This window comes from Candidatus Midichloria mitochondrii IricVA, from assembly GCF_000219355.1.
In the GTDB taxonomy this organism is placed as follows: Bacteria; Pseudomonadota; Alphaproteobacteria; order Rickettsiales; family Midichloriaceae; genus Midichloria; species Midichloria mitochondrii.
The window spans coordinates 1,124,096-1,139,443 of the sequence record NC_015722.1 but is presented as its reverse complement, the minus strand read 5'-3'; the positions used below and the strand labels follow the sequence as shown (position 1 = coordinate 1,139,443).

16 protein-coding genes are annotated in these 15,348 nt (G+C 36.4%); 2 read left to right on the top strand and 14 right to left on the bottom strand.

The features are described 5' to 3' along the window. Window positions 1-62: 62 nt before the first annotated feature. Genes MIDI_RS05850 through trxA form a run of 7 tightly spaced genes read right to left on the bottom strand, consistent with a single transcriptional unit; the run spans window position 63 to window position 6,969 of the window. Window positions 63-491 (bottom strand): hypothetical protein, encoded by a 429-nt coding sequence (locus tag MIDI_RS05850; RefSeq protein WP_041185570.1) that lies wholly within the window; start codon window positions 489-491, stop codon window positions 63-65. Between the two features lie 57 nt (window positions 492-548). Beyond that, entirely contained in the window at window positions 549-860 is a 312-nt protein-coding gene (locus MIDI_RS05845) for an ankyrin repeat domain-containing protein (RefSeq protein WP_041185569.1), read from the bottom strand. Window positions 861-892: 32 nt separating this feature from the next. After that, on the bottom strand, window positions 893-2,812 hold the full coding sequence (locus MIDI_RS05840) for a S9 family peptidase (RefSeq protein WP_013951676.1): 1,920 nt from the start codon (window positions 2,810-2,812) through the stop codon (window positions 893-895). A gap of 20 nt (window positions 2,813-2,832) precedes the next feature. Then, on the bottom strand, window positions 2,833-4,059 hold the full coding sequence (gene ftsA, locus MIDI_RS05835) for a cell division protein FtsA (RefSeq protein WP_013951675.1): 1,227 nt from the start codon (window positions 4,057-4,059) through the stop codon (window positions 2,833-2,835). Between the two features lie 28 nt (window positions 4,060-4,087). After that, complete coding sequence (locus MIDI_RS06540; protein WP_013951674.1) at window positions 4,088-5,815, bottom strand: cell division protein FtsQ/DivIB; 1,728 nt, start codon at window positions 5,813-5,815, stop codon at window positions 4,088-4,090. 22 nt (window positions 5,816-5,837) lie between these two features. Then, window positions 5,838-6,653, bottom strand: a complete 816-nt coding sequence (locus tag MIDI_RS05825; protein WP_041185568.1) for a type I glutamate--ammonia ligase — start codon at window positions 6,651-6,653, stop codon at window positions 5,838-5,840. Continuing rightward, the gene (trxA, locus tag MIDI_RS05820; RefSeq protein WP_013951672.1) at window positions 6,646-6,969 is read right to left on the bottom strand and encodes a thioredoxin; all 324 of its coding nucleotides are present in this window, start codon (window positions 6,967-6,969) and stop codon (window positions 6,646-6,648) included. Before trxA ends, MIDI_RS05825 begins: the two co-directional genes overlap by 8 nt. Before the next feature lie 278 nt (window positions 6,970-7,247). Here trxA and MIDI_RS09955 point away from each other — a divergent pair, with 278 nt between their 5' ends. Beyond that, window positions 7,248-7,376, top strand: coding sequence for a hypothetical protein (locus tag MIDI_RS09955; protein WP_272940960.1), 129 nt, complete (start codon window positions 7,248-7,250; stop codon window positions 7,374-7,376). After that, window positions 7,361-7,567, top strand: a complete 207-nt coding sequence (locus tag MIDI_RS08990; protein WP_192805767.1) for a hypothetical protein — start codon at window positions 7,361-7,363, stop codon at window positions 7,565-7,567. Before MIDI_RS09955 ends, MIDI_RS08990 begins: the two co-directional genes overlap by 16 nt. Window positions 7,568-7,833: 266 nt before the next feature. Here MIDI_RS08990 and zapE read toward each other — a convergent pair whose 3' ends face one another. The 7 genes from zapE to lipB form a co-directional block, all read right to left on the bottom strand. After that, entirely contained in the window at window positions 7,834-8,943 is a 1,110-nt protein-coding gene (gene zapE, locus MIDI_RS05810; RefSeq protein ID WP_052567743.1) for a cell division protein ZapE, read from the bottom strand. Window positions 8,944-8,972: 29 nt separating this feature from the next. Continuing rightward, window positions 8,973-9,710, bottom strand: a complete 738-nt coding sequence (gene fabG / locus MIDI_RS05805; protein WP_013951669.1) for a 3-oxoacyl-[acyl-carrier-protein] reductase — start codon at window positions 9,708-9,710, stop codon at window positions 8,973-8,975. Between the two features lie 22 nt (window positions 9,711-9,732). Beyond that, window positions 9,733-12,480 carry an ACP S-malonyltransferase gene (fabD, locus tag MIDI_RS06535; RefSeq protein WP_052567741.1) on the bottom strand — a complete coding sequence of 916 codons (2,748 nt, stop codon included), beginning with the start codon at window positions 12,478-12,480 and terminating at the stop codon, window positions 9,733-9,735. A gap of 101 nt (window positions 12,481-12,581) precedes the next feature. Next, window positions 12,582-12,701, bottom strand: a complete 120-nt coding sequence (locus tag MIDI_RS10495; RefSeq protein ID WP_410517928.1) for an LpxL/LpxP family acyltransferase — start codon at window positions 12,699-12,701, stop codon at window positions 12,582-12,584. Then, window positions 12,697-13,476 carry a lysophospholipid acyltransferase family protein gene (locus MIDI_RS05795; protein WP_041185567.1) on the bottom strand — a complete coding sequence of 260 codons (780 nt, stop codon included), beginning with the start codon at window positions 13,474-13,476 and terminating at the stop codon, window positions 12,697-12,699. The genes MIDI_RS10495 and MIDI_RS05795 overlap by 5 nt, the downstream gene beginning before the upstream one ends. A gap of 20 nt (window positions 13,477-13,496) precedes the next feature. Continuing rightward, window positions 13,497-14,627: a methionine adenosyltransferase gene (metK, locus tag MIDI_RS05790; RefSeq protein WP_013951665.1), complete on the bottom strand. Its 1,131-nt coding sequence runs from the start codon at window positions 14,625-14,627 to the stop codon at window positions 13,497-13,499. A gap of 46 nt (window positions 14,628-14,673) precedes the next feature. After that, a complete protein-coding gene (gene lipB / locus MIDI_RS05785; RefSeq protein ID WP_013951664.1) occupies window positions 14,674-15,348 on the bottom strand; it encodes a lipoyl(octanoyl) transferase LipB in 675 nt (224 codons plus the stop codon).

Below are 15,348 nucleotides of genomic sequence, written 5' to 3'. Positions count from 1 at the left end.
AATTTGCTCTTCAGAGGCAGATTGTTGCAGTCTTTTTTTGAAGTCATCAATAATCCTTTGATCTAAATCACCCTTATAGTATTAAGCAAAACTTCTCTAAAAGCCTTTAAAGCATTTCGAAAACGAAAGCTTACCTCTGTCTTAAAAGGAAGCATCAGTCTATTACTCGAAAACAATTGTTGAACAAAAATATCTTCTATTGCAGCATTGGTTAGACTTAAGCCCTCTCTCAATAAATTTTTAACTGTTTCTAATCTCTTGTTATGTAGAGTACTACTGCTTAATAGCATTTCTGTTAATGCAATCTTTTTTTCTTGGGCAAGTGGTAATTTCTCAATGCCTGGTAGGTCGAACCTTACTTCTCTTAAGTTCATAATAACTTTTGTTTTTTGCTGCGCGGACCCTTGCTGATTCTCCGCCGCATCTGATTCGGGAGCGCTTAACAGGCTTATAGAGAAATCTCTTGGGTGTTTTTTTGTTAGTCCTAGCAATACCTTTCAGAGGTCCTTTGCAGTTATGCCGTTGTTTTGAATATATTTCTATGATAATTAATTTCTTCTATAGGACAGGTGTAAGGGGTTTCTCCTTGGATTATCCTTGCTAGTAATATCAGAAAACCTTTTCTTTAACAAAAAACTTATTATCTCTTCCTGCCCTTCTATAACTACTAAATTCAATAGAGTTTTTCCATCAACTCCTCGGAATAATTCTGGATGTTGAATTAACAACTCTTTAAACCCACTAATATTCCAAGTGCCGATTAGCTCTGCCCCTTGAGCAAACAATCTCCCAATCGCTACCTTATCCTCACGCATTCTTTTCTTTAATGATATATTGACAAAAAATGCAATATATTTCAATGCATTGCGGCTAATAAACTGTTATCGGCGCTTTACTTTAGATTATCTCCTGATAATATCTCAAAATTTGCTCCCTTCAGATCAGTACCAAATTCCTCGAATTGGCCGCCTAGATGTTGATTTAAAAATAATTCCGTCAGTGCATAAAACGACATTCTATTCTCAGGTTTAGCAAAACCATGACCTTCTTCAGTATATAAGATATAAGTAACTGGAATACCCTTTTGATTCATCAAATTCACTATTTGGTCTGATTCTGATCGCTTCACCCTTGGGTCATTAGCTCCTTGCCCTATTAACAAGGGTTTCGAAATATTATCAACAAAATTTATTGGCGATCTTGCCCTCAGTTCGTTTCTTCCTTCTTCTGTTGCTAGAGCACCACCAAGTTTTTTTTCTAAAGCAGCAACATGTGGCTTCCAATAAGGAGGAATTGTGGCCAAAAGGGTCTCTAAGTTTGATGGGCCTACAATATCAACCGCACATTTAAAGATTTCCGGAGTAAATGTAAGCCCGACTAATGCGGCGTAACCACCGTAGCTCCCACCACCAATTGCGACCTTATCTCTTGTGGTAATCCCTTTATCAATAGCCCAATCCACAGCATCTATTAAATCAGTATGCATTTTCCTGCTCCACTCGCCATTGCCAGCATTAATAAAATCCTTACCAAAGCCAGTAGAACCCCGGTAATTAACACTTAAAACCGCGTAACCACGATTAGCTAACCATTGATGAATTGCGTCATATCCCCAATAATCACGCGCAGTAGGACCTCCGTGCACCCATAAAATTAGAGGCACACTTTCCGCTTGAGGTAAAGCGTCAAGGGTAGATGAATCAAAGTCTCGAGGCAAAGTAAGATAACTCACCAGCTCCAGTCCATCCCTTGCCTTAACCATAACTGGATGCATTTTCACCAATTCACAATTTACAAGATCACCCCTATTATAAAATAAAAATTTTATTTCTTCTTTTGTTCTATCGTATCGATAATATGAAACTGGACCGTTATCTTTAATATCAGCAAATATCCATATAGTATCATCTAAAGACCTAGAAAGAATTTGCAAATCGCCAGCAATGGTTTCCTTTATCTTAGCAAATGCGAGGTCTAACGACCGATCAAAAACCTTTATTTCTTCCCGTAAGTGATTATATTTCGCAGCTTGCAAATATTTCTTAGTTGGATGCAGCATCAGTGAAGAGATATCTGCTTTATCATTTTCATAGAGTAATGTTTTTTGTTTAGTTTTTAGATTGAACAGAACTAAAGCTGCAGTATTTCTATCAGTAGAATCTATCATATATAGATTATTTTCTTCATCAAAATCTAAAATTGAGGTGGTATGAAGATCCCCAGCTTCAACTTGCATAAATTCGCTCACATTGCTTTCTTGATCAAATTCATAGATAGTTAGGCTACCATCAGGATTTAGCTTTTGAGCAAACCTCAATTTAAAATAATCATCAGTTATGAGGCTTGCATACTCTTCATTTCTAAAAAATTCTCTAACTGAACCGGAGCTTAAATCTAAGATATAGAGATCGAAAAGGTCCTTACGTCTACGATTCATCTCAATGATTACTTCATTAGGAAAATGCCGACTTAAGTTATTTACCTGTACACGGGTATCTGGAAAATCTGTAAGATTTTGGATAGTAAAGTCCTCAATATTAACTGAATAAAGATGCCAATTTTCATCCCCGTTATTGTCCTGCAGGTATAACAAATGCCTATCGTCATAACCCCAATAATATACTCTAATACCGCGACCCGTATCATTTGTTACTGGCTTCGCTTCATTTGGAGTATCGATTGCTGCAACATATACATTCAAAACCCCATCAAGAGGGGCAATATAAGAAATATATCGTCCATCATTGCTTATCTTAGCATTAGTTTTATCAGGGTTACCAAAAAGAACTTTACGTGGAATTAAACCAATCATATTTTTTCTTTAAAAATTAATTAGATAAAGTTATCCTTAAGCCACTGCCAAACCTTCTTGCTTGAAGAACCTTCATTAGCCTTTCCCATAGAGGCAGCTCTTATTGTTTGACTTATATGCGTTAGCATACCAACGGAAACAGCAAAAGCCATATTTTTTTCTTCACTTTCTAAGCCCATTATAAGTTTAGGGTAGCCTATTCTAACCTTAGCAGAAAACATATGACCTACTAGCTCTTTTAGCCCATTTAAATTTGCACTACCACCAGTTAGAACTATCTTATTACTAGCAATGGAAAAACCTGCATGAATTATTTTATGCTCAAGTAACTCAAGAACTTCTTCAGACCTAGCTCTTATAATTTCTGCAAGAATCGCTCTAGATATTAAATTAGGTTCCTCATTTTCGTCCTCGGCCGCTAGCTCTATATTTTCTTTAGACTCAATAGAAGTGCTGATTGCAGTGCCATATAAAATCTTGATTCTTTCTGCGTCTTCATAACTTATACTCAAGCCTTTAGCTATATCATTTGTAATGTGGTGTCCTCCGACAGGTATACCATCTGTAAAAATCATTTGAGAATTGGCAAATATTGAGATAGAAGAACAACCGCTTCCAATTTCAATCAATACGACTCCCATTTTCATTTCGTTAGGAGTTAAGCAAGCCATCCCTGAGACGTATGAAGAGGCAATATAAGCGTTTACATCAAGCTGACATTTGGAAAGACAGTTTGCTAAGTTAGCTATAATATTATTTGGCGTAACCAAAACGTTCACTTCACAGGATAGATTGCTACCGTACATGCCAAGTGGATTAGTAATTCCTCGGTTACCATCTAAAACATAATCGTAAATAAAAGAATGAATCACGCCGACCTGTTGATCTTTATATTTATCTAAAACTTGAAACAATAACTTGTTCATATCTTTAGAATTGATTTCACGTCCAGTTACATCAATTTCCGCACTTAATTGGTGTGAGATTAAATTATTAGAAGAAATATTTACATAAATATTACTCACCCTAATTCCCGAATTTTTTTCTGCTTCTTCAATTGCTTGTGCTATCGATTCAGTTGCAGCTTGAAGATTTGTAATGATGCCAGACCTAATCCCTTCAGAAATATGATTGCTATAACCTATCACTTCTAATTCGCTGCTTGATGAAAATTTAGCAATTGAGCATAAAATCTTAGAACTACCGATATCTAAGACCGCAATAACATTCCTACGTTGCTTAATCATATTTTATTGACCAAAAACCTATTTGATATTAAAATACTGCATATACCTTACCTGGAGCTAAACGTAAATCAATGATGTTGAAAGGTTTACTTGGACTATAATTTTCTAAAACTAAATCTAGAGCAACCAGCGCTTCCTTCACGTTATTTTCTGGTAGCTTAACAATTAATCCATTTTTTAGCAATATATTCCATCTCCTGTTACTGATTAACTGAACCGCAAATAATTTTTTTGATATACTATAGCCTTTTAATTCATCAAGTAAATTCTGCAGCTGATTATTAGAATCGGTTCCTGCAGCTATTATATATTTATTCTCCTTCTCTTGAAATTCTACGCAGGCTTTTACTATAAATCCTTCTTCGTCTATTAAGTGGAACTGTTTCTGATCAAACCAAAGAGCAAACGGCTGGCGCTCCGTTACTAATAAACTTAATATGTTAGGCAAATTGATTTTAACCTCAACATCTTTAATTAAAGGGTTTTTCAAAAGCTCTTCTTTAATATGCGAGGCGTTTATGTAACTGACTTCTAGTGGTAACGAGAGATCAAGAGTATTGATTATTTCTTCTTTACTCACCTGAATATTACCGCAAATGTTAAGCTCAGAAATCACTGTCTTGTTGATTAACTTATCAACAAATTGATCAACTTCGTTAGTACAAAGCTTAGTTAGAATATAGAAAATGGCTGCAACACCTAGCAAAAACAAAATATATACTCGAATTATTTTCTTAAAAGGTTTCTCACGAGCAGGTTGCAAAAGAGAGCTTATTTGCTTACCGTAATGAACATCTGTATCAAGATATGTATATTTTGCTATTTTTACAGCATTATTTCGCATTTTTGCGTCTTTGAGAAGTTGTTCTATTATTTGTTCAAAACTAATTCCACGACGAGAGGCTATATCTGGAACTATCGAAAGATTTGTAAAACCTGGATGGGTATTTATTTCTAAGAAAAATAATCCATCTGCGCTACCAATATTGTTATATCTAAAATCACTGCGGCTCACTGTCCTACAGCCAAGTGCTTTATGCATCTCCTCCGCTCTTTTCATGGCCTCCAGATAGACTTCTTGAGGGATCTCAGCTGGATGCACGTGTTCTGTCACTCCATCACTATATTTAGCAGTATAATCATAGAAATTCGTCTTAGGCCTTAATTCTAACACTCCAAGTGCTTTGTCATTTAGTACTGCTACACTTAATTCCTGCCCTGGTATGTACTCCTCAACTAGTATCTGCTCTCCGAAAGTCCATTCTGCTTTCTTTGGCTTATCGCTATTCTCATCTATAACGAGGTAAATACCTATGCTAGAACCCTGCTGCACTGCCTTAATTACATAAGGTTTCGGCATTGGGTCCTCCCCTTTTTCAAGCATTGTAAATAAAGCGCTTTTTTCAATTTTAACATATTTAGGAGTATTTATATCACAGGTCTGAGCCATTTTCTTGGTTAAAATTTTATCCATGGCAATTGCAGAAGCAGTAACCCCTGAATGAGTATATGGTATACGTAATAATTCCAGTAAGCCAGGTATTGAGCCACCTTCTCCAAATGTACCATGCAAACAATTGAAAACTATATCAGGTCTTAGCTTGATAAGCTCACTGGCTAAATTTTCGCTAGGATCAACAACAGTAACCCTATAACCAAGACTTAACAACGCATTACGAACGCTTTCTCCAGATATCTGAGATACTTCTCTTTCCCTTGATACTCCACCCACGAGTAGTACTATATGTTTGTTCATAAAAATTTCTTTCAATAATAATCTAAGATGTGTAATTAGCAATAATTTCAATAAAGCGAAAGCATTTTTTTGCTTCAATTAAATTTGCTAATAGAGGAGTGAGCCCATATTGCTTATCATAGGCACTGCCGTAAATCTTTTTATAGGCTTTTTTTATTTTTAAGCCTTCCAATGTTGCTGTTAACAGGAAAATGATAACTAGCTCTGGTGCTGCGTTGGAAGAGGGTAGTCTAAACTCTATTCTTTTATTTGCTTTTGGAGAGTTCGGGATTCTAAGCAATGTGGTCCTATTATTACCGCCCCAACTAATATTGACCGGAGCCATAAAATGCGGCACAAACCTGTCGAAATCATTAACAGCTGTTAACATATATAAAGATTGATTAGTAAGCTCTAAAATAGATGCTACAACCGATTCCATCATGTGCGTATTATCTTCTGTGCCAAAAATATTGCACCCATTATCATCATGCAAGCTCAGGTGATAATGCACCGATGAGCCATAGTCTTCTTTTATAGGTTTTGGATTAAAATCAATTAGCTGATTTAAGCTCGTAGCAGCAGATAAAAGTTTGTCCTTATTACAATGAAAGCTATCGCACACTCCAACTAAATCTGGAGACGGTTTTAGATTAATCTCATACTGACCTTTTCCTCGCTCTGGAATAATTGAATTTCCGTATAAGGTGGTAAACTTTTCTACGTTTAGGCAATTATGGAGATAAAACTCAACCTCAACACCAACTTCGGCTTTTAAACCAAAATCGCGGTATAAAATCGCTTCTAAAACATTAATTAATCTTCCAGGTTGCTTAAAACCTGATATCCCACTAGGCACTAACTTTAGATTGTAGCCAATCAATTAAAACAGTTTTGCTCTTAAAGCCTACTTGCACATCTACCTTTACTCCATCCTTAAATAGAACTAACGAAGGAATACTTTGTATGCTAAGTTGTGAGGCGGATTCAGGATTCTCGCCTATATTTAGTTTATAAACAGCTACCTTCCCCTCCATCATCTGCGATATTTCATCAATAATTGGGCTAAGCTGTCTGCAAGGTCCACACCATTCTGCCCAAAAATCTACCAATACAAAACCCTTTGAATTGGAAACTAATGAGGAAAAATTAGAATCTGTAACCGAACTCGCCATATACCTACCAAAAACTTAAAGCCTAAGACTAGCAAATATACTGGAACTGTCAATATATATATGACGATTATAAATGGCATTGCCTGGTAATTATAGGCAGCAATAAGAGGGTGTGATATCTTCGTAATAAAACGGGAGTAGAAATGACAATTAAGTGTAAATATTGCGGCTCTAGCGAGCAGGTGAAGAATGGCGTGGTATAGGGACAGCAGAGGTGGATTGCAAGAATTGCAAAAAGAATTACCGAGAAGGTAATAAGCGACAGAAATACACGATGAATGATAGACTTAAAACCTAATCTTGAGGACTGTGGGATTAGGACGATAGAGAGACTGACTGGAATCCATAACAGCCAAATATCTTCATGGATCGAAGGGACGGGGGGCGCTATGTGCAAGAAAAGTTAGATAAGAGCTGCAACGGCACAAAGTCACTTAAGGATATCGAGGTCCTAGAGATTGACGAGCTGTGCACATATATAAAAAAAGACCAAAGAATGGAAGTGGGGTACACCTTTATATGGATTGCTGTTGATAGAGGAGCGGGTGAAATTATTGATTTTGAAGGTAGGTTGACGGGAGCAAGGCAACCCACCTGAACCTGTCATTTAGGCTTTGAGGAACGTTATAAATGAGCACGTACAGATGATTACAGCGTTTATGAATGCTATAAAATCTCCACGCACCATCACAAAACAAAGGCTGAGACCTCATTGGTAGAATCAAAGAATTCTTTAAAAGGCATTATCTAGCTCGTTTTAATCGGAGAACAGAGCGCTATAGCAATCCCTGAGGATGCTTTGCGCTACTCTTACCCTCTTCTTCCATGGGCATTCGCTGGATTTGAAACTCCTATTACTAAATATTAGGCAATGCCTTTTAAATAATTAGCGCTCTGCATCTCATGTAACCTAGATATAGTTCTCTTAAATTCAGTTTTATGTTTAGTGCCAACATACAGGTCGTCTATTGCCGCCTCTGCTGTGCAGATAAGCTTGTTTTTATGCTCATATATACAATCTATTAGAGTAATAAACCTTAGAGCTTCATTATGATTTTCATTTTTCATCTGTGGTATGCCAGTAATTATGATTGTACGAAAATTCTTACAAACTGCCAAATACTCTAAAATCCCTAAAGGAATTTCACAAAGCTCTAGAAAAGAAAACATAGCGGTTTTTCCGTAGCTTTTTAATACGGTGAGGTAATTATTATCGTCAACTTTTATTGTGCGAGGGCTAAAATCATGTTCGCCAAGTAAAGTGCTTAGAACAAGGTATATATAATACGGAAGCTCCTCATCCAGTGGCCAATAATATAATTTTTCAATATTGCTTATCTTTTCTAGCCTATAGTCTATATGATTATTTAAGTTAAAAACGTCTAGCCTGGAATTGATTAATTGAATGCAAGGAAGAAAGTTTTCACGTTGGAGACCATCCTTAAATAAATCTTCAGGCCTAAAGTTAGATGTGATAAATAGAAAGATTCCTTTTTTAAATAGCCCATTAAATAATCTTTGCAGTACCATTGCGTCAGCTATATTGTTTACTTGTAATTCGTCTAAGCATATTACTTTTACACTTTTGGCTATATTCTCAACGACATCTGGTATAGCATTGCTTCGGGAAACGTTATTTTTAGAATGCCATTTTATCATGGATTTATGAAATTCTACCATGAACTGGTGAAAATGAGAGCGTTTTTTGGATATATTATGAGTATGGTTAAAGAAAAAATCCATAATCATGCTTTTGCCTCTGCCAACATCTCCCCATATATATACTCCCATTTTAGTTATAGGACAGGATTGATTTTTATTAAAAAATTCCTTGATTCTTTCGGTAAAAGTACAGCTTCTGCTAGACAAAAGCTTGCGCTGGTAACTTTGTAAGAGCCTGACGAGTTCAAGCTGGGAGGGGTCATCGATGAGGCCCATGGCCTTTAGCAAATTTTTATACGAAGCTTCTAACACCACACCCTCCCCACTAAAATTGTCTCAAATCAGACCATCAACATGCCTCCATTTATATGGAGAGTTTGGCCAGTTATATAAGCACTCTCCCTCAAAGCCAAAAACAAAACCCCGTTTGCTATATCACCCGGATGTCCCATTTTTGCCACTGGTATTTTCTTTATTATGGAGTCTTTTATTTCTTGAGGCAAGTGTTCTGTCATTGGAGTCTTAATAAAACCAGGAGCTACACAGTTTATGGTGATTCCACGAGTAGCAATCTCTGCTGCGAGTGATTTAGACATTCCAATCAAGCCAGCTTTTGTTGCTGTATAATTTGCTTGGCCGATATTGCCAGTGAGACCCACTACTGAAGAGATATTAATGATGCGCCCATACCCTCTTCTTATCATTTTTTTTATAGCAGCCCGGTTTAGTCTAAATACTGATGTGAGGTTAATATTTAATACGGTATCCCATTCTTCATCGCTCATTCTCATTGCTAGATTATCTCTGCAAAGCCCAGCGTTACAAACGACTATACTGATCTCTCCTGCAATTTCTTCTGCTTGATCTAATAGTGTTTCCGTCTCTGTTGGATTTGCTAGGTCACATTTAATGATGCTTAAACGCTCCTGGTATTCAGATTTTAATTTATTTAAATTTTCTAGTTTAGTGGCGCTTGCGATCACGTTTGCGCCAGCTTCATGTAGCTTCCTGACTATGGCAAGGCCTAATCCCCCTGTTGCGCCCGTTACAAGGGCGTTGGTTCCTGTTAAATTAAACATTCTTCCTCTTCTTTGTTAATAATTATAAGAAGTCAGAGAATTCTTCTATATTTTTTGGCGTATGTAAATTAAAAACATTAGATCCTGGATACATACGTTTTGCGATGCCAGATAACACCTGGCCTGGCCCTATTTCTATAAAAGTATCAACTTCATAATGAGTAGTGATTTTTTCCATAGTCTCGCGCCACCTGACGCTTCCAGCGACTTGGCTGACTAAAAGATCTTTAGTTATGCTTTCATGGTGCTTCTCAACGTTAAAATTAGCCATAACATCTATAGTTGGATTATGGATTGCTACTCCCTTCAATGCTTGTTCCATTTTAAATGCAGCTGATTGCATTAAACTTGAATGGAAAGGGGCACTGACTTTTAATTTTATTGCTTTTTTAACGCCAAAATTTGTTGCTGATTCTATTGCTTTATCAATGGCTATAGTGGCTCCGCTCAAGACGATTTGACCTGCGCCGTTATCATTTGCAATTTGACAAGCTCCATAGTTTGCAACATGGTTACATAATTTTTGTGCGCTATCGAGATCTGTGCCGATTAAAGCAACCATTGCTCCTTCTCCCGGATTAACAGCGGATTGCATAGCATCACCTCTAACTCTCAATAAACTGGCAGTATCTGTTAAAGAAAAAACTCCACTTGCAGCAAGTGCGCTATATTCTCCCAAAGAATGGCCGGCGGCAACATTGCATAAGTCCTGAATTGTCAAATTCAGCTGTTTTTCTAGAACAGCCATAACTGCTAAAGAAACAGCCATTATTGCAGGTTGTGCATTAGCAGTCAAAGTAAGTTCTTCCAACTCTCCAGAAAACATTAATTGAGAAAGATTTTGTTTTAAGGTTTCGTCTATAAGAGAGAAAACTTCTTTTGCTTCGTTAAAAGTGTTAAACAATTCTACTCCCATGCCGACGACTTGAGAACCTTGTCCCGGGAATAGAAGAGAGCTTTTATTTTTATCCATTTTTATACCCTTTTTTCCATTATCGTGTTCAGGCAGAAGTCCACTTTGCTGCATGTGCCATAGCATTGCGTAACGTCCCCCCTTAGTTAAAAGCTCTTCATGGGTTCCGTCCCCAACAATATTACCCTTCTCAAATACCAGAATTCTGTCAAGATGCAACAGTGTAGATAATCTATGCGCTATCACTATGGCTGTTTTGTTGACCATTAAATGTTGCAGGCTCTTCTCTATTAGTCTTTCGGTCACTGAATCAAGAGCTGAAGTAGCTTCATCCATTATAACAATTGGTGCATTTTTTAACATTGCTCTTGCGATTGCAATACGTTGGCGCTGACCACCTGACAACTTACTTCCTCTTTCACCAACTATTGTATCATATCCATGCTCTAAGTTCATTATAAAGCTGTCACATTCTGCTTTTTTAGCAACCTCTTTAACTTCTTCATCTGTTGCATTAATATTTCCATACCTGATATTCTCCAATACTGACCTGTGAAATAAAAATGGGTCTTGAGGTATAAATGCGATATTACTACGTAAAGATAGAAGAGAAGCTTGAGATACGTCTTGATCATCGATTTTTACAGTACCAGAGGATACTTCATATAAGCGCATTATTAAATTTGCGAATGTAGTTTTGCCACTCCCCGAAAAACCTACTAAACCGACTTTTTGTCCACCGTGTATTACCAAAGATTTATTTTTAAATATATTGCCATTGTTGTGATAGTTAAAGCTCACATTATCAAATTCGATTTTTCCTTGGGTAACCTTTATTTGCTTTAATGTACTTTCTGATATTTCAGTTGGTTCTTCTAGCAAGATTAGGGATTGTTTACACACTCCAATTTCATAGAACATATAGGAAATTTCATCTCCAGTAAACCAAAGATTTGTCATAAGCCCAAGTGTACTGTTAATAGTAAAGACTATATCTCCAATCGTGATCTGGCCTTGCTGCCACAGCTTGATCGCCAAATAGAGCAATAATGTTATATTTATTATACTAATGAGGCTTAGCAGCATTTTAAATTTTTCTATATAAATTAAGCTATATCTGTATTTTTGCAATTCATCAGCCTGAGCTTCTTTTATAGTTTGCATTTCATGTTGGTGTGCAGTAAATAATTTGACGCTAAGGTGATTAGTCATACTGTCAACGATTTTACCTTGTAGCAGGGCTCTGGCTGCAGATTGCACAGAAACACTGTTAGCTGCTTTCAAACAGAAAAAAACGCAGAGTGTAAAGTGTAAGCCAAGCCAGGTAAAAAATATTGCCGCAAGCAGTGGATGCATTGAAAGAAAAACTGAGGAAGAAGCAATAATTGATACAATTAATGGTATAAAGACTGTTAATAGGTCATCTATTACTAGTTTAGCGCTTTTAGGCATATCGCTAATTCTTTGAGCAATGCCCCCTACATGAGTTTGTACAAAATAAGAATGTGAATGATTACTGACATAATTAAACATTGAAGTTCTAATATTAGCTTCAAACTTCGGCATTGCAAACCCTAGGAGCACCCCTTTTGATCGTTGGACAAATTCAATGAAAACCCAAAAAGCAAGGGCTACAGCTAATGGTACAAGTATTATGTTAAGATCTGCTTCTGGAGCTGATGCATTTAACTTATTAAATGCATCAACTAAGTTGCCGGTTATGTAAGGCCAGATAGTGTTATTAGATAAAGTAGAGATTGTTGCAGTAATCGTTATGAAAGAAAAAGCCCAAGGCTGTCTTTTAAGAAAATACCATAAAAAAGCACCAATTTTTTTCGACATTTTGGTTTTTAGCATTTTTTACCCTAAAACAATGAACTCCATAAAGTGCGGGATTTGGTATTATATAATTCTTTACTGATATACAATCAACATTAATTTTATTGATTCTAATACAATTAAATATTTGGCCATCTGCGATGAAATAATAAACATTCTTCAGGCTTTTCTTTGATCCATTTTTCGAATTCTTTATTTATTAAAGTAGTGATATTTTTTACGTCTTCTTTATCATTAATAGTTTTTTTGGTAATTAATCGGGGGCAAGAATTCGAGCTTGAATGTATGTCTAGGATTTTGTCGGTAAATTCTAGCAGGCAATATAATACAATCGTAACGTATTGCTAGATTTGCAGTTAGAGTTGAGGTTTGGGACTCTAGTCCAAAAAATGGTACCGAAATACCATCTATAACTTTTTGGTCTATAATCATTCCTAGATACCCTTTTCGTTTGATTAAGCTAATAATATTTCTAATAGAATTCACATTTTCAATACTGGAGTTTCTTAATCTTCTCAAAAATTTTATTAAATAATAAAGAAGAATGTTGGGTGGTTTTTTATAGACAACTTGCAAGGGTAAATTAAGGTGAAATTTAACGAATAGTGATAGCATTTCCCAGTTGCTATAATGAGCAGAAACGAAGATTATTGGTTTGTTAGCTGCAACAGCTTTTCCAAGATTTGCGGTACCTATTAGCTCGACTAATTTTCCTATATTGTTCGTATCCCTGGATCTTAAATTTGTTAGTTCCGCAATGATGCGGCCAAAATTATTCCAAGCTTGTTTAATAATTTTTTCAATCTTATCTTTGCTTAAACTGGGGTCTATAATCTTTAGGTTCTTTCTGGCAACATTATTTCGCAAGCTTAATAAGCTACCAACACATTGAGCAAGCTTTCCTCCGAGTACAGACGCAAATCTGTAAGGGAGTATAGCAAACCATAAGAAAAATAGGAGCAAGAAGAGAGTCAAAAAGAAATATTTTATTGATCTTATTAGTCTTTTTTTCACCGCTAGCGCTCATTAATTACTTAAGCTAAAACATTATTCCAGTCTTCCCAGTTAAAGCCGCTTCTACCAAAATGGCCGTAATTAGCTGTAGCCCTATATATAGGACGTCTTAATTTTAAATAATCTATAATTTGGGCAGGCCTAAAATCAAATTTTTCCTTAATCAACTGTAGAATCTCTTCTTCTGGGATTTTATTAGTATTAAAGCAGTTCACATACATTGCAACAGGTTCGGTAACTCCAATGGCATAAGCAATTTGTATTTCGCAACGCGATGCAAGACCTGTTGCTACAATATTTTTTGCCACATGTCTTGCCATATATGCAGCCGACCTATCAACTTTTGTTGGATCTTTACCAGAGAAAGCGCCACCTCCGTGTCTTGCAGCACCGCCATAGGTATCAACAATAGTTTTTCTTCCAGTTAAGCCACAATCTGCAACTGGGCCACCAATAATAAAATAGCCTGTAGGATTGATTAAAAATTTGGTGTCTTTATGTAAAAGATGCGGAGGTATTACTGGTCTTATGATTTCTTCTATAACACCTTCTGTAATCTGTTTATGAGAAACTCCCACAGAGTGTTGTGTAGAAAATACTATAGTTTCTATAGAAATTGGCCGGTCATTTTCATATTTAGCAGTGATTTGAGCCTTAGCATCCGGTCTCAGCCACGGTAAGATTTTTTTATGTCTTACTTCTGCCTGCCTTTGCATGAGTTGATGAGCATAATATATTGGTAACGGCATTAATGCTTCGGTTTCATCACATGCAAAACCAAACATCATACCTTGATCTCCAGCACCCAGCTCTTTACCTGCTTTAGAGTTTACGCCTAATGCGATATCGTGTGATTGTTGTCCTATAGCAGATATTGGAGAGCAGCTACGTGCATCAAACCCTAATTCTGGATCGTTGTAGCCAATGCTTGCAATAACATTTTTTACAGTTTTTTCTATGTCAATCCATGCAATGGTTGTAATTTCTCCTGCTACTAGGATTATACTATTTTTTACTAATACTTCACAGGCAACTCGTGCATTATGATCTAGGGCAATGATTGCATCCAATATGGCATCGGAAACTTGGTCGGCGATTTTATCTGGATGCCCTTCTGAAACTGATTCTGAGGAAAATAACCTTAAAGGCATTGAAGTTTATTTAATGGATTCGGCACTAAGCTGCATTCATACCATTTTAATCATTAATATTAAACATAATTAAAAAGTTTTTTATTAATATCGACCTCAGTTTACTGATATCGATATTATGCCCCAGAGCTTCCAAAGAAGATATTGAATGCGACGAAAGGCCGCAAGGTTTAATGAAATTAAATTTCGACAAGTCTGGTGAAATATTGATAGCGACTCCGTGGTAAGTGACCCATTTTTTAAGTTTAAGGCCAATTGAAGCTATCTTTTTCTTATTTTGAGTTTCATCAAAGCACCATATTCCTATATTTTCTTCATCGGTGATACAGTGCGCTCCCACTTCCTTCAATGAAGCTATCAACCATTCACACATATCAGAGACGAATTTTTTTATATCGGGTTGATTGTGATAAAGAGCTTTTAAATCCAGCATCATATAAACTATTAGCTGTCCAGGGCCATGGTAAGTGTATTTACCGCCACGATCTGTTGTAAAGATAGGGGCTTGTGGGTTGGCTATAAGATCTGAGCTATTTGCTGAGGCTCCAGCGGTATATAAGTGATCATGCTCCAGGAACCAAAGCACACTATTATGATGCCTATTAAGGATTTGATCGACAACAGAAGCCATTGAAGAAATGGCAGCGGCATATGGAACTAGATTAAAAGAAGAAAAGCAACTAAGGAACGAATTCGAAAATAAGCACTCACTCCTCTCCAT

Bases quoted from the DNA above. Each gene is read 5' to 3' on its own strand.
- MIDI_RS05840 (WP_013951676.1), bottom strand. From the start codon at position 2,812: ATGATTGGTTTAATTCCACGTAAAGTTCTTTTTGGTAACCCTGATAAA.
- ftsA (WP_013951675.1), bottom strand. From the start codon at position 4,059: ATGATTAAGCAACGTAGGAATGTTATTGCGGTCTTAGATATCGGTAGT.
- MIDI_RS06540 (WP_013951674.1), bottom strand. From the start codon at position 5,815: ATGAACAAACATATAGTACTACTCGTGGGTGGAGTATCAAGGGAAAGA.
- trxA (WP_013951672.1), bottom strand. From the start codon at position 6,969: ATGGCGAGTTCGGTTACAGATTCTAATTTTTCCTCATTAGTTTCCAAT.
- MIDI_RS09955 (WP_272940960.1), top strand. From the start codon at position 7,248: ATGATAGACTTAAAACCTAATCTTGAGGACTGTGGGATTAGGACGATA.
- fabG (WP_013951669.1), bottom strand. From the start codon at position 9,710: ATGTTTAATTTAACAGGAACCAACGCCCTTGTAACGGGCGCAACAGGG.
- fabD (WP_052567741.1), bottom strand. From the start codon at position 12,480: ATGCTAAAAACCAAAATGTCGAAAAAAATTGGTGCTTTTTTATGGTAT.
- metK (WP_013951665.1), bottom strand. From the start codon at position 14,627: ATGCCTTTAAGGTTATTTTCCTCAGAATCAGTTTCAGAAGGGCATCCA.
- lipB (WP_013951664.1), bottom strand. From the start codon at position 15,348: ATGGAGAGGAGTGAGTGCTTATTTTCGAATTCGTTCCTTAGTTGCTTT.